Origin of the sequence: Clostridium sp. C8-1-8 (assembly GCF_009928445.1) — a bacterium.
Classification (GTDB): Bacteria; Bacillota; Clostridia; order Clostridiales; family Clostridiaceae; genus Clostridium_AR.
Window position 1 is genome coordinate 1 of the sequence record NZ_JAABNO010000037.1, and the last position, 20585, is coordinate 20585.

The window sequence follows — 20585 nt, forward strand, 5'->3', positions numbered from 1 at the left end:
AAGATTTTGGGGAGATCCATTGATTAATCTTTACAAGCTTATCATACCAGGGGGTAAGAGAAGCTGGAGGATTACGACAGTCAGCATTAAAAGAATTAACTCCTGAGGAAATAGAACACATAACTAATGAATTCACTGAAATTGGCGGAGATGCGAGCAAACTACGCTTTAATAAAGGAAGTAGTACTTATTACAGGGATGATATTGATGCGATTAACGTAAGAGGAGATATTTTCCCGGATTTAAATGAAATCCATCCTCGTTCTGTTATGAGTGAAAGGGCAGTATTAGCACATGAATATTATGGGCATGCTGCTAATAGGGGAACAACAGCAGGAGTTGGGTCATGGAATGATGAATTTAGAGCTAGTTATATGGCAGCAAAGAATGCACCAAATCTATCAGAGATTGACAGGTATCACTTAATACAGGATGCAATTAGTAGAGCACAAGAAGCAGGAGTTTCTATAAGACCTAATGAATTTATGAGGGGGATATTGTATGGATATTAATAAAGATTCAATCATAGGTTATGATATGAATAATGAAGCAGATTATATTGATAAGGCAGATGAGGATTTTGCTAGGTATGGAAATACTAATTTGAATTGTCCACGTTGTGGTAGTAAACTGATATATGAGGATTATGGTTCAGCGCATATTATAAGATGTGAAAAAGAAAACTGTATAAAAATAACGTATAGAGGACTATAAGTAACTGCAAAAGTAAAGCGTGATTGGATACAAAAAAGTATTAAGCCAAAGGATACAGTAATACCAATATAATTGGAACATTAATTAGCTGCATAATTTCAATAGCGCAGCGAGAAAATAAAAATGAACTAGCTAAAAACAATTAAACTAGTTCATTCTTATTATTTTCGGGTCTTAGTCCATTTTGAACTTAAGAATTAAGTTTCTCATGTTAGAGGCATTACGAGCTAATTCTTCTGTTGTTTTGGCTATTTCTTCACTTCCAGCAGAAACTTGATTTGAGCCTTCTCCAAGCTGTTCAGAGGTAGCTAAGATCTCTTCTGCTGCAGCTACTTGATCACTGGTTACTTTAGCCACTTCCTGCGCTAGACCATTCATCATATCGATATTATTTAGTATGTCCTGAATCAAGTCATTGGTATTTTGAACGGATTCAAAAATATTTTGAAAGATAACACCTGTGTTTTCTACAACAGAAACTCCATTTTCTATAGTCTTAGCATTTAAATTAGAACTATTAACTGAATTAGTTATTTCTTTTTCTACATTATTAATCAAAGATGAAATAATTCCAGTAGATCTTGAGGACTCCTCTGCAAGCTTTCTAACTTCATCTGCTACTACTGCAAAACCTTTACCGGATTCTCCTGCTCTTGCGGCTTCGATTGCAGCATTTAAAGCTAAGAGGTTGGTCTGTTCAGATATACTGTTAATAATGTCTATAATACCTCTGATCTCACCAGTAGATTCACCAACCTTGTTTATAGAAGTAGCAAGTTGGAACATGGAATTTTGTATGCCTGACATCTCGATAATTAAAGCTGACATGCTATCTCTACCTTTATTAGAGTTATCAACTGAGTTTGTTATCTGATTTTTAGCAATACTACTTTTTTCTGTTGTGTTACCTATTAGTTCTGCTAATTTACTTGTGTTTTCAGCAACATTTTCAATGGATACTGCCATTACATTAGTTGTCTTAATCAATTCTTGCATTGACTCAGTCTGACTTTGTGCTGTACCTGAAAGTTCTTCCGTAACACTGCTTGTCTCATCTGCTACACAGGATAGCTCTTCTGAGGAGGCGCCAATTTTACTAATTAGTTCAATAAAATTATTTTGCATGGTAACAAGTGATCTTGAGATCAGGCCTATTTCATCATTCATATTACCATATTGGTCTATCTTACTAATATTTTTATTTGATAAATTAAAATTAGCCAAATTATTAATATTTACAGACAAAGCTTTGATTGGATTTGATATTTTTGATGAAATATATGAAACAATTGCAACCAATAGCAGAAGACCTAGTGTGCTAAGAGAAATCATAAATATAACAAGCTTATCAACTTGCTTGGTAATCTCATTTATAGGGACAACAGCTTCTATATACCAAGGTTTAGTTGTTTTCCCTATACTTATCGGCACGAAGGATATATAAGTTTTTTTACTATCTATATTAGATGTCTGTTTAGTATTAATAGCCTGTCCGTTACTAAAAGCAGTTTTTATGCTATCTTTTTCTTTTAAGTCATAATTAAATAAATTTTTTGTAATTAGCTCCTTCTTAGGATTGGCTACATAGGTACCTGTATTTGTAACGATTGTGCTGTAGCCAGTTTGGTAGAATTTAATTTTGTTATTAATTGTTTGTAAAGAGTCAAGTGCTAAATCAACTCCAACAACTCCTAGGAAGACCCCGTTAACTTTAATTGGAACTACTAAAGAAGTCATTAAAACTTCCTTGCCACTAACGTTATATAAATATGGTTCCAGTATCACTTCTTCTCCAGAAGCTTTTGCTAATAGATAATAATCTCCAGCTCCAGGTTTATCATAGTCAACTAGTGGTTCTAATACAACTTTGTTGTCACTATAATGCCAGTAAGGAATAAATCTTCCAGTAGCGTCATGACCTGCTTGGTTTATGTATTCAGCATCTTTGCCATCAAGAGCATTTGGCTCCCAGGCGGTCCAAAGAGCTAAAATATTTTTGTTTTCAGATAATACATTTTTAAGAATGTTACTCATAAGTTCTCGATTGGTCTGATTATTTGTTTTAAGACCTTTAAAGCTATTTGCAGTAGTTCGAGCAATATCAAAGTCTACATCCAGTTGGTTTTTAATTTCCTTTGAAATACTTTCTGTCTCAGTTTTTGAATTTGAGTACGCTTCTTGTACAGAAGTACTTCTCATACTTACAGTAACTGTTCCAATAATAATTGATAAAATCACTAAGATACTTGCAGAAATAAATAGTATTAATTTTGATCTTATAGATCTCACAAATTTCATCCTTTCATAATTTAAAGATATTAGTTTTCTTATTAAGTCAAGTTGTAAGCGAATATGAATAATTAGCTTTGTAATCGTATACTTATATCTATATGATAAACAGGGCTGAGCTTATTTTCAATGTAGATAGTATGGGATTTAAGGTAAATATAACAGGTATAGTATTTTATTCTCTAGTAATCCACAATGAAGTCTGAAGTCATCACAAGAGTATAAATAAGAGCTTATTTTTTCGTAGGGAATTGTATTTAAGATAAGCCTTTATAGATGACCTAAAATCATATATGGGAGAAAAATAAAAATGAAAAGTTATGACAACTGCCAGATTTTTCTCATATATATTTGGAAAGTAATATGTGAAAAATAGAAAATTATGGGAATAAAAATATACAATCCCTATAAGATGTTAAAAAAAATTAATGAACAATTAACATATAATGGAAGGAAGAGGCGAATGAAAGGTCGTATTATTTAGTTTGTATACTAATATATATATATTAATTATTGTGTATGATACTAAATTTGTAGCTTTTGCTTAAATGAAAATTATACATTAATAAAAAGTTATATGAATGAGGAGGAGGAGAAAATGCTAAATTCTATCAGAAAAGTTAAGTCACTTATAACCCTGGCGCTGTCAACAGTTATGACCTTTAGCTTAATCGGACCAGTGAATGTTATTGCGGCAACAGATACTCAAGGTAAACAAGTTGTTAACTCAAGCGAAAAAATTGATCAATCCTCAACTAATGATAAGATATCACTTCAGATTCTTGCTACTTCAGATAGTCATGGAAGGTTTTTACCTTATGATTATGCTGTAAATGCTCCGGATACCACAGGAAGTTTGGCTCAGGTCTATACAGCAGTAAAGCAATTAAGAGCACAAAATCCAAACAACACTATCCTTGTAGATGATGGTGATACTATTCAAGATAATTCAGAAAGCCTATTTATAAACGGTTCATCAAACCCTATGATAACTGCTATGAATATGATGGGCTATGATACCTTAAGTTACGGAAATCATGAGTTTAATTATGGAATTCCGGCATTAAAGAATGTCATGAGTCAGTTCAAGGGAAAGACTCTTTGTGGAAACGTATATAATAAGGATGGTTCAAGACTTGCAGCACCATATACAATTGTTGAGAGAAGTGGAGTTAAGGTTGGAATAATCGGTATGGTTACTCCTAATATAAAGAGATGGGATTCTGCTAATCTTGAAGGATATAAAGTAACAAACCCTGTAGATGAAACAAAAAATGCTATAGCTGAACTAAAGAAGCAGAATATAAATACCATAATCGCAGTTGAGCATATGGGAGAAACAGAAGAATATAACGAACCAGGTTCAGGAGTTGCTGATGTTTTAGCACAATGTCCTGAGATTGATGCTTTTGTGGCAGGACATTTTCACAGTAGAATAGCGGGGGATTATTTTTATAACAATACAATATATTCCTTAAACAATGGAAGTGTTACAGCAACTTTAAATGATGGAAGTACAAAAACTGCTTCTATGGATGAGTACAGCACTGCAAAGCAGAAGGGTACTGTAATCGTAGAACCAAATAAGTGGGGGAAGAGCCTTTCACAGATTAATATAAGTTTAACGAAGGATTCAACTGGAAAATATGTAATCGAAAATAAAGGAAATGATATTACAACAGCAATTTATGATATGTCTAGCAAGGCTGGTGTAACTTATCAGGCTGATCCAGAACTAACAGCTGCACTTCAGCCTTTTAATAAGATTGCTATTGATGATGCTAATACACCAATTGGTACTTTAAAGGGAGGAGATCTAGCTCCTAAGAATGAAGTTAATGGTATAAGTGATGCAAAGCTTCAACCTACAGCTATGATTGACTTAATAAACAAGGTACAGATGTATTATGGCGAAAAGATGGTAAGTCATAAGATAGATGTATCTTCTGCAGCTATGTTTAAGGATAATCAAAATATAGCAGCTGGACCTATTAAAAAGTGTGATACAGCAAATATTTATCAGTTTGATAATACTTTGTATGTTTTAAAGATAACTGGAGCTCAGCTTAAGAAGTACATGGAATGGTCAGCTTCCTATTATAATACCTTTAAGCCTGGTGATTTGACTGTTTCCTTTAATGCTTCAATACCAGGATATAATTATGATATGTTTGCTGGAGTTAAGTATACAATAGATATATCAAAACAACCAGGAAGCAGAATAGTTAACCTAACTAAGACTGATGGAACAGCAATAGGGGACTCTGAAGTTCTTTATATGACTGTTAATAACTATAGAGCCAGCACTCAGCTTACAAAGCCAGGAACAGTATACTCAGCAAATGACAGCTTACCGGTAATTGTTGGGCAGTCAGATAAGACTGATGGTTTTGGAGAAGGAAGGGTAAGAGACTTAATCGGAACTTACATTCAAAATGTAAAGGGCGGAACTATTACACCAGATTGTGATAACAACTGGAAGGTTATAGGTAACAACTGGAACACTCATGAAAGAGCTTTGGCTGTTAAGTATATAAACAATGGTAGTATAACTCTTGCTCAATATAATGGTAAAGCTATTACTTGGGATGATGTGAAAAAGGCAATGAATCCTAATGGAGATAAGATTATTGATGTGGTTTCATTTAATGATTTCCATGGAAACTTAGCAGAAGATACAAGTGCCAGCGGTAAGAATCCAGGAATGGCAAAGTTTGTAGCAGCTATTAATGAATATAAAGCTGCTAACCCTGATACTGTAGTAGTTTCAGGTGGAGACAATTATCAGGGAAGCGCTATGTCAAACTTAACTTATGGAGAACCAGTTTCAGCAATGATGAAACAACTTGGAGTTACAGCCTCTGCAGTGGGTAACCACGAATTTGACTGGGGCATAGATAAGATATCTCCATGGGCACAAGCTGGTAACTTTGACTACTTAGCTTCAAATATTTATGATAAGAAAACAGGGCAACCAGTTTCTTGGGCAAAACCATATAAGCTAGTAACCATAGATGGAGTGAAGATTGGCTTTGTTGGATTAACAACTCAAGAGACAGCATACAAAACAAAACCAGATATAGTTGCTGGACTAGAATTTAGAGACCCTGCTGCCTCAGCAAAAGTTTGGGCTGATAAGCTTAAGGATGGAAGTCTTCCAGAAGGAAAGGCAGATGTGGTAATAGCACTTACTCACATTGGTGCAGCACAGGACTCAAAGGGCAATATAACCGGTGAAGTTGTTGATTCAGGTTTATGCAAGGTTGACAGCTTAGATGCTATAGTAACTGCTCACACTCACAATCCAGTTAGTGGATATGTAAATAATAAGCCTGTAGTTCAAGCTTACTATGCAGGCAGAGATCTAGCAGATCTTTCAATAGCGATAGATAAGAATACTGGTAAAGTAAAGAGCATTACTCCAAATCTAGATAGTATCTATCAAAGAAAAAATACAATAGTTGCTGATAGTACAGCACAAGATACTTATAATAACTTCTATACAAAGCTTAAGCCATTACTAGATAAAGTTGAAGGAGTTACTGATACCAATCTAACTCATGATAGATTCGCTGAAGGTACTTCAATACTTGGTCAATGGGTTACTGATGTTATGAGAAAAGCTGTTGGAGTTCAGATAGGAATAACCAATGGTGGAGGCTTAAGAGAGCCTATAGCTGCAGGCAATATTACTATGGGAGACCTATATGAAGTAATGCCTTTTGATAACACCTTAGTAAAAATGAACTTGAAGGGTTCAGACCTAAAGAGAGTTATTGAGAATGGTATAATGAATACAAATGTAGGTTGGGTTCAAGTGTCTGGAGTTAAGGTTTATTACGATAAAGCAGCACCAGCAGGAAATAGAATAACAGCAATGTTTTTAGAAGATGGTACACCAATTGACATGAATAAGTATTATTCAGTAGTTACAAATGACTTCATGGCTACAGGTGGAGATCAATATGACTTTACAGGAGCTCAAAATGTTTACGATACAGGCATTCCTATAAGAGATAGCCTGGCAAGTGCTCTTGAAGCCTTAGGTGGAAAACATCTTGTAGTTGCAGATGCAAAACCGCTTGTTGCAGGGGCAGCACCTTCAACTAACAACAATACTGGAGGCAATGGAAACTCGAACACAGGAAGTAACACTAATACAGGCAATGGCAGTGGAACACAGGGTAGTGGAACCGCTACATCAGGAAACAGCGCTAGTACTACTCCAACAAGTGCTACTAATAGCAACGGAAGTACTGGTACAGCATCAAGCACAGTTTCATCGTCAAGCTTGCCAAAAACAGGATCAACTATTGATTCTAATAATCTAATTGAAATAAGTGTTGCTGCAATGCTTCTAGGATTTGCAATGATAGTCCTAGCTAAAAAGAAAAAAGAGGAAGATGAAATAGCTTAATAATCTTAAAGAGTCCTTGTATGATTGTTTTATTAATCATATAAGGACTCTTTTTACTGTTAAGAAAATTATATTTTTTTGCTAGCTAAACCTATTAATTTTAAGGTTGCTTCAGCTACTTTTTATTTTGTAGCTTTAGTAAATTTTCTACACTTACAGTTTAAAGTAGAATGGTTAATTTTGAATGAAGCATTTGCTAGGGTAACATATTTTAGATAGTATAATACAATTGTTTGTTAAAATATGTATATATTTAAGAAATGTTTTGCTAATATATAAGTATAGAGATATAAGAAAGGAATGATAATGTATGAAGAAGCTATTAACTACTAATAAAAATAACAATACATGGAGGGATACTATAAATTAGACCCTCTTGTAATTTTTGGAGGAGTTTATGTATAAATATAAATTAACAATCAAAGAAACTGATAAAAGTGATTTGAAAAATGTTATGGAGCTATGGAATGACGGAGAAGTTATGTACTATGTTGGATTTCCACAAGGTCTTAATATAACTTTGGACAAACTAGAAGGTTGGTTAAGTAAATTAAATAGTAGTAAGTACACTAAACATTATAGTATCTATGATGAGAATATAGGCTACTGTGGAGAAACTTATTACTCTATTGATTTGGATCATGATTTAGCCGCATTGGATATTAAGCTTTTTCCAAAAGCTCAAGGTAAGGGGATTGCAGAATACTCTTTAAGCTATTGTATAAATGAAGTGTTCAAGAATAACTTAGCATCTAAGGTCTATGTAGATCCAAATCCTTTGAATAAAAAGGCTTGGAAGTTATACGAGAAACTAGGTTTTGAAAGTAAGCTTAGACCAGACTTTCTTGATCATTATGAAACATACCTTGAGACAACTAAGGACCGTTGGAATAGATAAAAGAACAATATTACTAAACATAGCCTAATCTTAATTTGCAAAGTAAGCACAATCTAGAATATAGCAGAGGTAGAAATACTTATGAGAAGATAGGTGTTTTTGCCTCTGCTTTTAGTTTAATTAATATTTTATAATAATCATGAAATTATATGGATAGGACAATTACAGGCTTTTGATTAATAATTAGTTATTTGAACTTAGGAGAGGAAAACAATCATACCTATTTATGTGATATTTATTTTCAATTGAAAATATGAAACCTATATTCATAGCTAGTACAAAGTTAATAATTAAATCGTTTACTGTGAGCAATAAACTAAAATAATGGGAGAAAAATTGATTTCTTTAATTGTTGACAGTTTAAGTCGGATTTGCTATCATATGAAATGGAAAGTTTAGTGTTTTACTCAACATTAAGGGGTGATAGTATGAAGTTGTCAACCAAAGGAAGATATGGAGTAAAGGCTATGGTTGATTTAGCTATTAATTATGGCGAGGCACCCGTATCCATTAAGACAATATCAGAGAGACAAAGTATTTCTGAATATTACTTAGAACAGCTTTTTAGTCCTTTGAGAAAAGCAAAGCTTATTAAGAGTATTAGAGGAGCTCAAGGTGGCTATGTTTTGAACAAAGAGCCTAAAGATATAACTGTTGCAGATATAATGGATGTACTTGAAGGCCCTATTGAGATATCAGACTGCGTAGACGGAGTTGTTTGTGACAACGTAGATTGCTGTGCTACTAGGCTGTTATGGAAAAAAATAAAAGATAGTTTAGATGAAGTCATGGAATCAGTGACTTTGCAAGATATTGTTAATGACTACAATGGAATAAAATCAAAACAAAGCAGCATCAAAATAGCTGAAAAATAGCTGATTGGAGTGAAGGTTAATGAATAAAGTTGTGTATATGGATTATGCGGCTACTACATATGTAAAGCCAGAAGTTTTAGAAGAGATGATGCCTTATTTCACAGAAAAGTTTGGTAACCCATCATCATTCTATAGCATTTCAAGAGATACTAAAATGGCTATAGATCAAGGTAGAGATAGAGTAGCTAAGGCCCTAGGTTGTGACTCAAGTGAAGTTTACTTTACTGGTGGTGGCTCAGAAGCAGATAACTGGGCGCTAAAAGGTATTGCTTTTGCCCATAAGAATAAAGGAAATCACATAATAACTACAAAGATAGAGCACCATGCAGTGCTTCATGCTTGTGAATATCTTGAAAAGCACGGTTTTGAAGTTACATATCTTGATGTAGATAGTGAAGGTTTCATAAATTTAGAAGAATTAAAAAATGCAATCACTGATAAGACTATATTAGTTTCTATCATGTTTGCAAATAATGAAATAGGTACAATACAACCAATAAAAGAAATCGGACAGATCTGTAAGGAAAGAAAGATATTATTCCATACAGATGCAGTTCAAGCTATAGGAAATGTTCATATAGACGTTAAAGAATTGAACATAGATTTATTATCCCTTGCTGGTCATAAGATATATGGACCTAAAGGTATAGGTGTTCTTTATATAAGAAAAGGTGTTAGAATCGACAATCTAGTTCACGGTGGTGGACAGGAGAGAGCAAGAAGAGCAGGTACAGAAAATGTTCCAGCTATAGTTGGTCTTGGAAAAGCAATAGAGCTTGCTACTGAAAATATTGATGCTCATGTTGAAAGACTTGAAAAGTTAAGAGATAAATTGATTGATGGATTGTTACAAGTTCCATATTCAAGACTTAACGGACCAAGAGGGAAGAACAGACTTGCTGGTAATGCTAATATTATATTTGAATTCATCGAAGGTGAATCAATATTATTAATGTTAGACTTTGAAGGTGTTTGCGCGTCTTCAGGAAGTGCATGTACTTCAGGATCTTTAGATCCATCTCATGTTCTTTTAGCTATAGGCTTACCTCATGAAATAGCTCATGGTTCTCTAAGATTATCCTTAGGGGATGGAACTACTGAGGAAGATATAGATTATGTAATAAATGTAGTACCACCAATTATACAAAGATTAAGAGACATGTCACCATTATGGGAAGACCACTTAAAGAAGGGAGATAAATAATTATGATGTATAGTGAAAAGGTAATGGACCATTTTAGAAATCCTAGAAATGTTGGAGAAATAGTTGACGCAAACGGTGTTGGTGAAGTAGGAAACGCTAAGTGCGGAGACATAATGAAGATATATTTAAAAGTTGAAGATAATAAAATACAAGATGTTAAGTTCAAAACTTATGGCTGTGGTTCAGCTATAGCATCTTCAAGTATGGCTACAGAATTAATCATGGGAAAATCTCTTGAAGAAGCATGGACATTAACAAACAAAGCAGTTGCAGAAGCTCTTGATGGACTTCCACCAGTAAAAATGCACTGTTCAGTATTAGCTGAAGAAGCTATACATAAAGCAATAAACGACTATAGAATAAGCCAAGGCTTAGAACCATGGGATTATGAAGAACATGACGACATCCATGATCAAGTTCACGGAGAATAGTCGATATATATGAAGAAAAAAGTAGTTATAGGTATGAGTGGCGGGGTTGATAGCTCCGTCGCTGCTTATCTTTTAAAAGAACAAGGCTATGATGTAATAGGAGTTACTATGCAGATATGGCAAGAAGATAAGGAGTTTGAAGAAAGAGAAGGAGGATGTTGTTCTCTTTCAGCTGTAGATGATGCAAGAAGGGTTGCTGATAGAATCGGTATACCTTTTTATGTGCTGAATTTCAGAGATTCATTCAAAGAAAAGGTAATTGATTACTTTGTTGAAGAATACATAGAAGGCAAAACTCCAAATCCTTGTATAGCTTGTAATAAGTATCTAAAATTTGATGAACTTTTAATGAAAGCTAGAGCTATAGGTGCAGATTATGTTGCTACTGGTCATTATGCTACTGTTTCTGAAAAGGACGGAAGATATGTCCTTAAGAGATCAGAGGATGGTAGAAAAGATCAGACCTATGCTTTATATAATCTAACACAAGAACAGTTATCTCACACTTTAATGCCTTGTGGTGAGTACACTAAGGATAGAATAAGAGAGATAGCAAAGGAAATAGGTCTTGCTGTCCATAACAAAAAAGATAGTGAAGAGATATGTTTTATACCTGACAATGATCATGGAAGCTACATAAAGCTTGCTAAACCAGGAAAGGTTAAGGCAGGAAACTTTGTTGATAAGCACGGAAATGTCTTAGGCAAGCATAAAGGAATTGTATATTACACTATTGGTCAAAGAAAAGGCTTAGGATTAGCTTTGGGAAGACCGGTTTTTGTTACGGATATCAATCCTTTAAGAAATGAAGTTGTAATAGGACCTGAAGAAGATATATTTAAAACAGAGCTTATAGCAAAGGACTTGAACTTTATAACTTTTGATAAGCTTGAAAAAGAAATAAGTGTAAAAGCTAAAATAAGATATTCTGCAAAAGCTGCAGATGCCACTATAAGGCCATTAGAAGATGGAAGAGTAGTTGTGTCTTTTAAGGAAAAGCAAAGAGCTATAACAAAAGGTCAATCAGTAGTTTTCTATGATGAGGACTTAGTTGTAGGTGGCGGAATAATTGAAAAAATAATTTAAAGCTGCTTTATATTGATGTACTAAACCTTTTTAGGCAAATCATGCTTGGAAGGTTTGGCATCATATAAGTAGCTTTTTTCCTATATAAAAAACTGGTAAAATCAAAGAAACTTTAAATGATAAGAAAAAATATAAATCTATGGTGTTTTAAGAAGTTTAAAAAGCCATATTAAAAAGATTGCTATAGATACACTGTATCTGAAATTTATAAAAATAGTCTTGATTAACTTATATTAATTAAGTAAAATTGTAGAAACTTAAAAATTAGATTTTATTGAGTTTCTAATTTTTAAAATTTAAAAATATAATAGATAATTTGTTGTTTAATATTGGAGGTTTTAAAATGAATGATGTTATAAATTTATTAAAGTCTCACAAGTCAGTGAGAAAATACAAGGATAAAGCAATAGAAGAGGAAAAGATAAGAAGCATAATAGAAGCAGCACAAAGTGCTTCTACATCTAGCTTTATACAGGCATATACAATAATAAGCGTGGAGAATAAAGAAAATAGAGCAAAGATTGCAAAGCTTGGCGGAGATCAAAAGTATATAGAAGAATGTCCTTTATTTCTTGTTTTCTGTGCAGATTTAAATCGTCATAAGCTTGCTTGCGATATTCATCAAGTAGAGATGCAGGAAGGTTATACAGAAAGTTTTATCATTGCTACAGTAGATACTGCTTTGGCAGCTCAAAATGCTATGATTGCAGCTGAATCACTGGGACTTGGTGGTGTATATATAGGAGGAATAAGAAATAATCCTAATGAAATATCAGAAATACTAAACATTCCAACTAATGTGTATCCTGTTTTCGGCATGTGTCTTGGATATCCAGATGAAGACAATGATATCAAGGAAAGACTTCCTATGGATATTGTTTTCAAGAAGGATACATATACAACTGATGGAGATCTTGAAAGATTAAAACAGTATGATAGTAGCATTGAGGCGTACTATCTAGATAGAACTAAAGGAATGAGATCTGATACTTGGACAGGAATGATGGCTAGGATGATGAGTCATATCCCAAGACCACATATGAAAGCATTTCTTGAGAAGTATGGCTTCTTCATGAAATAAGATTATTTTAAAATTATTTATATATCTCACATAATGTTCACATAATTTATCTAAAATGTTTTTAATGTTGTATGATAAAATAGGTTCATAAGTAAAATGAAGATATATAAATTGAGGTGAGAATATTGGATAAGACATTATATCTTGTAGAAGATGAAAAAAGTCTAAACCTTTTGTTAGAAAAATATTTGAAAAGAGAAGGATATATAGTTACAACCTTCTCCAATGGTTTATCTGCTATGGAAAGAATCAAGGATAAGCCTGATTTGTGGATACTTGACATAATGCTTCCAGATATAGATGGATATGAATTGATAAAGGCTATAAAAGCTAATGATAAAAATACACCAGTTATATTTATGTCAGCAAGAAATGAAGAGCTGGATAGGGTAGTTGGACTTGAGATGGGCAGTGATGATTATCTTTCAAAACCATTTCTTCCTAGGGAGCTTGTTATAAGAACCAATAGACTAGTTGAGAGGGTATATGGCAAGGAAAGTACTGAAGTTCAAGATGTGATGTTAAAAATAGGCGACTATAAAATAAGTAAAAGACAAAGAACTGTGTTCTTAGGCGATGAAGAGATTCAATTGACTAATAAAGAATTTGAGTTGTTAGTTTATCTTGTGGAAAACAAAAATGCTCTTTTGTCCAGAGATCAAATCCTAGACCATGTGTGGGGTGATGATTACTTTGGTTCAGATAGAGTTGTTGATGACACCATAAGAAGACTAAGGAGAAAGGTGCTTACTTTGGCTATAGAAACCATATATGGCTGTGGTTATAAATTGGTATATAAGTCATGAAGAAATTCAAATTTAGATCACTAACCATGAGAATATGGACTACTTTTACCGCTTTTATTCTGATAATAATATGCAGCATAACCTTTGTATATATGTTTGCTTATAGAAGAACAAGAGAGAAAGCTGTAATTGCAGATCTTAAGGTAGCACATGGCATGGTACTTGATAGTGAAGATGGTATTACCTCTCCAGATGGCTTAAGACGTTTTGGCAATCTTAAAAATAGCAGACACTTTTTAGTAGTAGCCGATGATAGCTGGAAGCCAGAAGTAGATGCAAATGGGTATCCAGTGGTTCCTTCTAATTCAAGTAGTAAAATAGAGATACCTGTGCCTGGAATACCAATAGAACCAAGTCAAAATGATAACCCTGCACCTCCAAGTACCATAAAAAGTGATAAAGGGTTAATTGAAAATATAGTAGACTTCGTCACTGGTGATAAGGGGTTTACTAAAGAGTTTAATGATAAAGAGCTTAAAAAATGGATGATTAAATTAATATCTGAAGGTAAGGCTTCTGAGAAGCAGCTTCAGGGGTACTACAAGGGTAGAAAGTACTTTATGATAGTAAGTTCAAAACAAACCGTTAATGGAACTAAGGAATTCTTAATATCTTATGTGCCTAGCATGGAAGACAATACTTTACTTTATACAGTGCTTTCCATAGGAATAGTATTTATAATAATAGGTTTCTTTACTTCTAAAATGATTGCAAATTATCTTTCTAAGCCATTAAAGCAGCTTGAAGAGTATACAAAGAAAATATCTCATAAGGATTGGACTGACCCAATAGAAGTGAAAACTGAAGATGAGATAGGCAGGCTGGTAACTTCAATGAATGTTATGCAGACTGAACTTCAAAAGATAGACAGGGAAGAAAAGCTATTTCTTCAAAGTATATCTCATGATTTGAAAACACCAGTAATGGTAATAATGAGTCATGCTGATGCAATAATTGATGGAGTATATATTGACTCCGTTGAAAAAACGGCAGAGATTATAAGAGATGAAGCTATAAGTCTTGAAAAGAAGATAAAACAAATGTTATATTTAAATACCTTAGATTATGTGATGAATAATACAAATGAAGATACAGAAATTAATTTTCACAAGCTTATTATACATATAGTGAATAGATTTGAAGTTGTAAAAAGTGATATTGATTGGAATTTAGATATAGATGAAGTTAATATATTCGGTAATATTGACAAGATACAGGTTGCTGTAGAGAATATATTAGATAATGGTCTTAGATATGCAAAAGAGCAGGTATCAGTAACGCTTAAAAAGCAAGGTGGTTATGCGGTGTTAGATATATACAATGATGGTCCTAGTATAGATCAAATTCATATGAATCGTATATTTGACAATATGTATAAAGACAAAACTGGAAACTTTGGCCTTGGCCTGGCTATATCTAAGAAAATAATAAATTTCTATAAAGGAGAAATATCTGCAAAGAATAGAGAAAAAGGCGTTAGTTTTATAATAAAATTTCCAATAGCTGAAAGCGTAGAGATAATAGAAGACTAAATTAACCATTGCATTGTTAGAGATTTTTATTATTTATAGGATACCCTTTAAGGCTAAAGATCACATAAAGTATAATGGACAATGCGTTACTGATAGAAAATTATATTTCATATAAGACTTTAGAAAATAATATGATTACCCCATTGGATTAAAAAATCTGCTGGGGTAATTTTGTTTTATCACATAATTTTCACATAATTCTTTGATAATGCTTAGGTAATTTGAAACTATAATTTTACTATAAATAGTAAACAAATGTATAAATTCGGATGTTATTAAGGGATATAAATTGGTAATCACATTTATAGGAGGATTAAGATGAAGAGTAAAGTTATCAAAGGAATAGTTGCAGGAATTATAGCAGTAGCTGTAGGAGTAGGTGGGTATTTTGGGTATAAGGCCTTCTTTGCAAAACCAGCGGTTGCTTCTACAGCTCAGTATTACACTGTTTCTGCTAGAAAGATGAATCTTAATGTTACAGTTCAAGGAACGGGGACGGCTTATGCTGCTACAACAAAACAAGTATCAGCTAATAATTCTGGAACTATAAAGGACTTAAATGTAAAGGTAGGCGATACTGTAACTGCTGGACAAAAGCTATTTGTATCAGATAGTGATACTCTTAGAAAAGCAGTAACAACTGCACAAAATAACTTAGCAAAGCAAAACCTTACATTAACAAGTGATGAAAGCGCTACGAAAGTAGATGATAATAAAGTTGCTATGGATAAGTTAAATGTTTCTGATGCACAGTCGCAACTTAATGATGCTTATACTCAGCTTAACAATATGACTGTAAAGGCACCTATAGCAGGTGTTGTTACAGCAGTAAATGCTTCTAATGGTGACAATGCTCAATCTGGTGGCTCAAGTTCAGGCTCTGGATCATCAGGGGCAGGTTCAAGCTCATCAAGCTCTTCAGGCTCATCAAGTGGTGGAGTTTTAACAATAGTTGATATGAATTCAATTAAGATTAAGTTATCCATAGATGAACTTGATATAGAAAAAGTAAAGAATGGACAAACTGCACAGATAAAATTTGATGCAATTAAAGATAAAACATATGATGGAACTGTAGAATCAGTTGCAACAGTAGGTACAACCTCCAATAATGTTACTACCTATGATGTAGTTGTTGGAATAAAGGATCCTACTGGTATTAAGCTTGGTATGAACGGTAATGTTACTGTATCTGTTGAAAGTAAGCAGGATGCATTAGTTATTCCGTCTGAAGCACTAGTAGAAACTAATGGACAAAAGTTTGTAAGAGTAGAGAGTTCAAGTAATACTTCGAGTGGACAAGGTTCAAGCGAAAATCAACAATCACAAGGTTCTAATAACCAAAATAGCAATAATAGCAATAACCAAAGTAATAGTGGAACAAATAGTGGAAAAGGTCAAAGAAATAAACAAAGCTATGGAAATGGCAATGGATATGGAAACTCTGGATTTAGAGGTATGACTACAACAGCAAGCAGTGGAAGATTGGTAGCAGTTAAGACAGGCTTAGAGACTCAAAATTACATTGAAATCACAGAAGGAGTTACAGAAGGAGAAAAAGTATTAGTTCAATTACCACAGACTTCAACTACAACTACAAGCAGTAATAGAAGTGGTCAGAACTCAGCCTTTGGTGGAGGCATGGGTGGCTTTGGTGGCGGTATGGGTGGCTTCGGTGGACAAGGTGGCCAAAGAAGTAATGGCAGCAGTGGTGGCGGTAAAAACTAGTATAAATAAGAGAGGTATTCAGTAGATGGAAGAGAATTCAAGTAAAGATATAATCAAAATGACTGGAATAGAAAAAGTATACAAAATGGGAAGTAATACCTTTAAAGCTCTAAGCAATGTAAATTTAACTATTGCAAAAGGAGAATACGTAGCTATAGTAGGACCATCCGGTGCTGGAAAGTCTACTCTTATGAATCTTATAGGATGTCTCGATAAGCCTAGTTCAGGTGAATACTTTTTAGACGGGGTAGACACTAGATGTAATGATAATAAGCTAGCTGAAATAAGAAATAGGAAAATAGGCTTTATATTTCAGAGTTACAATCTGCTTCCAAAGTTAAATATATATGAAAATGTTGAATTGCCACTATTATACTTAGGATATCCTAATGGTAAGACTAAAGAGAAAGTTAAACAAGCGATCGAAAAGGTGGGGCTGATAAGTCACTTAAAGCACAAACCTTCTGAGCTTTCTGGAGGGCAAATGCAAAGAGTTGCAATTGCAAGAGCATTGGTAACAGAACCTCAAATGATCCTTGCAGATGAACCAACAGGAGCGCTTGACAGTAAGACCGGTAAAGAAGTCCTAAGGATGCTGACAGAGCTAAACAACGAAGGCAATACAATTGTTATGATTACTCATGATATGGAGATAGCAGCTCATGCTAAGAGAATTATAACAGTAAGAGATGGAATGATAACTTCTGACAAGCTCAATGATAGTGAGGTGATAGCATGAAGTTAAGTAAACTTATAAAGATTGCCTTATCTTCAGTTTGGCACAACAAAGTTAGATCTTTTCTTACTATGCTTGGTATAATTATAGGTATATCCTCAGTTATTATACTGGTAGGAATGGGACAAGGAACTCAAAAGACAGTAAGTGATCAGATAGAGAAGCTTGGAACAAACCTTATAACCATAAGCATAACAGGAAATAGAACCCCTACTATAACAACTGATGAGCTTACGGAGCTTAAAACTAAACCTGGTATCAAGGAGATTGCTCCTCAGATAACAAGTAGTGTGAATGTAAAGAATGGTGATGAGTCAAGTACCACTACTTTAGAAGGCTCCACTCCAAATTATGCTGAGATAAGAAAGCTATCAATTAGCACTGGTAGATTTATAACTCAAAGAGACGTTGACAATAGATACAATGTTTTAGTAATAGGAAGCGAAACTGCAGAAACTTTATTTAGTACTACAAATGTAGTTGGTAATAGTATGTATGTAAATGGTATCGAGTTTACTATAGTTGGAGTGTTGCAATCAGAAGGAACTTCAGCAGCAGGATCAAGTGATGATAGGATAATAGTGCCACTAAGTACTGCTGAAAGATTATTAAAGAGTGCCAATCCAAAGACTTTTTATATAGAGGCAGCAAGTAAAGAAAAAGTGGATACAGCAATGTCTTACTTGCAACTATTCTTAAATAAAAAGTATAAGTTAAATAGCAGTACAAGCAATACTAATACTACAAGAAATTATTATAGAATAATGAATCAAACAAGCATATTAGATACAGCAAACTCAACTAACAAGAGTTTAACTACAATGCTTGCAGGTATAGCAGCTATATCTCTAGTTGTTGGAGGCATAGGTATTATGAACATAATGCTAGTATCTGTAATAGAAAGAACTAGAGAAATTGGTACAAGAAAAGCTATTGGAGCAAAGAGAAGGACAATACTTGCTCAATTCCTAATAGAGGCTGCCAGTGTAAGTGGTCTAGGCGGAGTCCTAGGAGTTTTGGTGGGATATTTAGGTTCATATATAGGGCAAAAGTTCTTTAATACAACTATTTTGATTTCCAATAACATAGTCTTAGCAGCGTTCTTGTTCTCCTTAGCAGTTGGTATAATATTTGGAATGTATCCAGCTAATAAGGCATCTAAGTTAAATCCTATTGATGCATTGAGATTTGAGTAACATGTAGAAAGTTCTCTCGCAGCTTAAAAGTTGTGAGAGAACTTTTTTACTGTTAATACCAGTTATATAAAAAAACTATTACCTGTCAGATATTGAAGTTTGAATTTCTTGACAAAGATTTAAAACTAGACTATAGTTGTATGTACAAACAATAAGTAGCTTAATTTATAACTTAAATGTGGTATAATTAGATTATGTAATAAATCTTATTACATAGCTGTATATCTATAGCATTCCATGAGAATAGATAGAGTAAAAAATATATAGTAAATATATTTTAGAATCTACAGAGATAAATAATAACAATGTATTGTGTATTTGTAAAATGAGACATATACAGAAAGGAACATTACAATGTCAGAGATGAATGAGCTATTATGTGATTGTTTGTATTTTTCTGCTAATAAGCTAGCAAGAATAATGACAAAAATGGCTGATGAAGAATTTAGAATAACTGGACTTTCGCCAACTTATGCATTTTTAATAAGCATAGTTAATGAAAAGCCAGGGATTAGTCAAAAAGATATAGGCGAGGCTTTGCACATAACCCCTTCTACTATAACTAGATTTATAGATAAGTTAGAAAACAGCGGATATGTAAATAGGAGAACAGAGGGGAAGAATTCCTTTATATATTCAACTGAAAAAGGAATTGATTTACAAAAGGATATTAATAGAGCCTGGAATAATCTTCAACAGAGATATACCCAATCCGTTGGAAAAGATGAGTATGTAAAAGTTACTGAGATGATTAACTCAGTATGTTCAAAGTTAGAAAAATAGTTTAATAAATCCGTATCCTTAGGGTATGGATTACAAATAAGGTTGTATGTACAACTAAGTAATATTGCTAATTAATATAACTAATACTATAGTTTATTGGTTTAATAGGTTGTGATTATATGTATAATTTTATAAAGCCTATAATTTAAAACTTACTCATTGAAGTAGTGAAGGTAAAAGCGAGAAAAATCCATACCTAAAATTTATAAGACTATGGATTAATATATATAATATTTTTGGAGGTAATAGCATGGAAGAGATTTTTAAAAGAAGAAGTATCAGAAAATATGAAGATAAACCAGTAGAAAAGGAAAAAATAGAGAGACTTCTAAGAGCAGCAATGCAAGCACCATCAGCAGTAAATCAGCAACCTTGGGAGTTTTTAGTTGTTGAAGATAAAGATACACTAAAGAAGTTGTCTGAAATGAGTCCATATGCTAAGATGGTAGCATCTGCACCAGTTGCTTTTGTTCTGCTATCTAACACTGATAAGCTTAAGGTTCCAACAGCTTGTCATCAAGACATGGGGGCTTGTGCTGAAAACCTATTGCTAGAGGCTACTCATCTTGGACTAGGTGCAGTATGGTTAGGTGTTTCTACTGCAGAGCCAGTTGGTGCATATGTTAAAGAACTATTCAATTTGCCGGAAAATATCGTACCTTTCAATGTAATACCTGTTGGGTATCCAGATCAAAAGAGCGACTTTGTAGATAGATATGATGAAACAAAAGTTCATTATGAAAAGTGGTAAAAATCACAAGGTTGAAAATCATATGCTCAGAAAATGTGGATGCGCAAAAGAAGCTAAC

Annotated in this window: 17 protein-coding genes; 16 read left to right on the forward strand and 1 reads right to left on the reverse strand. The window is 33.5% G+C overall.

What is annotated here, in order from left to right:
• Nucleotides 1-269: 269 nt before the first annotated feature.
• Both GXK57_RS23430 and GXK57_RS23435 read left to right on the forward strand, forming a co-directional pair.
• Nucleotides 270-512: a hypothetical protein gene (locus tag GXK57_RS23430; protein ID WP_160680438.1), complete on the forward strand. Its 243-nt coding sequence runs from the start codon at nt 270-272 to the stop codon at nt 510-512.
• Nucleotides 502-714 carry a hypothetical protein gene (locus GXK57_RS23435; protein WP_160680439.1) on the forward strand — a complete coding sequence of 71 codons (213 nt, stop codon included), beginning with the start codon at nt 502-504 and terminating at the stop codon, nt 712-714. The genes GXK57_RS23430 and GXK57_RS23435 overlap by 11 nt, the downstream gene beginning before the upstream one ends.
• Nucleotides 715-888: 174 nt before the next feature.
• Here GXK57_RS23435 and GXK57_RS23440 read toward each other — a convergent pair whose 3' ends face one another.
• Complete coding sequence (locus GXK57_RS23440) at nt 889-3003, reverse strand: methyl-accepting chemotaxis protein (protein WP_160680440.1); 2115 nt, start codon at nt 3001-3003, stop codon at nt 889-891.
• A 598-nt stretch (nt 3004-3601) separates the two neighbouring features.
• On the opposite strand from GXK57_RS23440, the gene GXK57_RS23445 reads away from it, so the two are divergent.
• The 14 genes from GXK57_RS23445 to GXK57_RS23510 all read left to right on the forward strand — a co-directional run bounded on the left by GXK57_RS23445 (nt 3602) and on the right by GXK57_RS23510 (nt 20527).
• Nucleotides 3602-7420: a 5'-nucleotidase C-terminal domain-containing protein gene (locus GXK57_RS23445; RefSeq protein ID WP_160680441.1), complete on the forward strand. Its 3819-nt coding sequence runs from the start codon at nt 3602-3604 to the stop codon at nt 7418-7420.
• Between the two features lie 397 nt (nt 7421-7817).
• A complete protein-coding gene (locus GXK57_RS23450) occupies nt 7818-8318 on the forward strand; it encodes a GNAT family protein (protein WP_160680442.1) in 501 nt (166 codons plus the stop codon).
• A 428-nt stretch (nt 8319-8746) separates the two neighbouring features.
• On the forward strand, nt 8747-9193 hold the full coding sequence (locus GXK57_RS23455; protein ID WP_128214521.1) for an Rrf2 family transcriptional regulator: 447 nt from the start codon (nt 8747-8749) through the stop codon (nt 9191-9193).
• Between the two features lie 19 nt (nt 9194-9212).
• The gene (gene nifS, locus GXK57_RS23460) at nt 9213-10397 is read left to right on the forward strand and encodes a cysteine desulfurase NifS (RefSeq protein ID WP_160680443.1); all 1185 of its coding nucleotides are present in this window, start codon (nt 9213-9215) and stop codon (nt 10395-10397) included.
• Nucleotides 10398-10399: 2 nt separating this feature from the next.
• The gene (nifU, locus tag GXK57_RS23465) at nt 10400-10828 is read left to right on the forward strand and encodes a Fe-S cluster assembly scaffold protein NifU (protein ID WP_202127777.1); all 429 of its coding nucleotides are present in this window, start codon (nt 10400-10402) and stop codon (nt 10826-10828) included.
• Between the two features lie 9 nt (nt 10829-10837).
• Nucleotides 10838-11914, forward strand: coding sequence for a tRNA 2-thiouridine(34) synthase MnmA (gene mnmA, locus GXK57_RS23470; RefSeq protein ID WP_160680444.1), 1077 nt, complete (start codon nt 10838-10840; stop codon nt 11912-11914).
• A 343-nt stretch (nt 11915-12257) separates the two neighbouring features.
• Nucleotides 12258-12995: an oxygen-insensitive NADPH nitroreductase gene (nfsA, locus tag GXK57_RS23475; RefSeq protein WP_160680445.1), complete on the forward strand. Its 738-nt coding sequence runs from the start codon at nt 12258-12260 to the stop codon at nt 12993-12995.
• 125 nt (nt 12996-13120) lie between these two features.
• On the forward strand, nt 13121-13801 hold the full coding sequence (locus GXK57_RS23480; protein WP_160680446.1) for a response regulator transcription factor: 681 nt from the start codon (nt 13121-13123) through the stop codon (nt 13799-13801).
• Nucleotides 13798-15333: a HAMP domain-containing sensor histidine kinase gene (locus tag GXK57_RS23485; RefSeq protein ID WP_160680447.1), complete on the forward strand. Its 1536-nt coding sequence runs from the start codon at nt 13798-13800 to the stop codon at nt 15331-15333. Before GXK57_RS23480 ends, GXK57_RS23485 begins: the two co-directional genes overlap by 4 nt.
• Before the next feature lie 318 nt (nt 15334-15651).
• Nucleotides 15652-17061 (forward strand): efflux RND transporter periplasmic adaptor subunit, encoded by a 1410-nt coding sequence (locus GXK57_RS23490; protein WP_160680448.1) that lies wholly within the window; start codon nt 15652-15654, stop codon nt 17059-17061.
• A 25-nt stretch (nt 17062-17086) separates the two neighbouring features.
• Nucleotides 17087-17800, forward strand: coding sequence for an ABC transporter ATP-binding protein (locus GXK57_RS23495; protein ID WP_160680449.1), 714 nt, complete (start codon nt 17087-17089; stop codon nt 17798-17800).
• Nucleotides 17797-18993 (forward strand): ABC transporter permease, encoded by a 1197-nt coding sequence (locus GXK57_RS23500; protein WP_160680450.1) that lies wholly within the window; start codon nt 17797-17799, stop codon nt 18991-18993. The genes GXK57_RS23495 and GXK57_RS23500 overlap by 4 nt, the downstream gene beginning before the upstream one ends.
• A gap of 354 nt (nt 18994-19347) precedes the next feature.
• Nucleotides 19348-19776, forward strand: a complete 429-nt coding sequence (locus GXK57_RS23505) for a MarR family transcriptional regulator (protein WP_160680451.1) — start codon at nt 19348-19350, stop codon at nt 19774-19776.
• A gap of 250 nt (nt 19777-20026) precedes the next feature.
• Nucleotides 20027-20527: a nitroreductase family protein gene (locus GXK57_RS23510; RefSeq protein WP_160680452.1), complete on the forward strand. Its 501-nt coding sequence runs from the start codon at nt 20027-20029 to the stop codon at nt 20525-20527.
• The last annotated feature ends 58 nt before the right edge of the window (nt 20528-20585 follow it).

What these genes read in the sequence shown, in the direction of transcription:
- GXK57_RS23430 (WP_160680438.1), top strand. Translation starts at nt 270, where the DNA reads ATGAGTGAAAGGGCAGTATTAGCACATGAATATTATGGGCATGCTGCT.
- GXK57_RS23435 (WP_160680439.1), top strand. Translation starts at nt 502, where the DNA reads ATGGATATTAATAAAGATTCAATCATAGGTTATGATATGAATAATGAA.
- GXK57_RS23445 (WP_160680441.1), top strand. Translation starts at nt 3,602, where the DNA reads ATGCTAAATTCTATCAGAAAAGTTAAGTCACTTATAACCCTGGCGCTG.
- GXK57_RS23450 (WP_160680442.1), top strand. Translation starts at nt 7,818, where the DNA reads ATGTATAAATATAAATTAACAATCAAAGAAACTGATAAAAGTGATTTG.
- GXK57_RS23455 (WP_128214521.1), top strand. Translation starts at nt 8,747, where the DNA reads ATGAAGTTGTCAACCAAAGGAAGATATGGAGTAAAGGCTATGGTTGAT.
- nifS (WP_160680443.1), top strand. Translation starts at nt 9,213, where the DNA reads ATGAATAAAGTTGTGTATATGGATTATGCGGCTACTACATATGTAAAG.
- nifU (WP_202127777.1), top strand. Translation starts at nt 10,400, where the DNA reads ATGATGTATAGTGAAAAGGTAATGGACCATTTTAGAAATCCTAGAAAT.
- mnmA (WP_160680444.1), top strand. Translation starts at nt 10,838, where the DNA reads ATGAAGAAAAAAGTAGTTATAGGTATGAGTGGCGGGGTTGATAGCTCC.
- nfsA (WP_160680445.1), top strand. Translation starts at nt 12,258, where the DNA reads ATGAATGATGTTATAAATTTATTAAAGTCTCACAAGTCAGTGAGAAAA.
- GXK57_RS23485 (WP_160680447.1), top strand. Translation starts at nt 13,798, where the DNA reads ATGAAGAAATTCAAATTTAGATCACTAACCATGAGAATATGGACTACT.
- GXK57_RS23490 (WP_160680448.1), top strand. Translation starts at nt 15,652, where the DNA reads ATGAAGAGTAAAGTTATCAAAGGAATAGTTGCAGGAATTATAGCAGTA.
- GXK57_RS23495 (WP_160680449.1), top strand. Translation starts at nt 17,087, where the DNA reads ATGGAAGAGAATTCAAGTAAAGATATAATCAAAATGACTGGAATAGAA.
- GXK57_RS23500 (WP_160680450.1), top strand. Translation starts at nt 17,797, where the DNA reads ATGAAGTTAAGTAAACTTATAAAGATTGCCTTATCTTCAGTTTGGCAC.
- GXK57_RS23505 (WP_160680451.1), top strand. Translation starts at nt 19,348, where the DNA reads ATGTCAGAGATGAATGAGCTATTATGTGATTGTTTGTATTTTTCTGCT.
- GXK57_RS23510 (WP_160680452.1), top strand. Translation starts at nt 20,027, where the DNA reads ATGGAAGAGATTTTTAAAAGAAGAAGTATCAGAAAATATGAAGATAAA.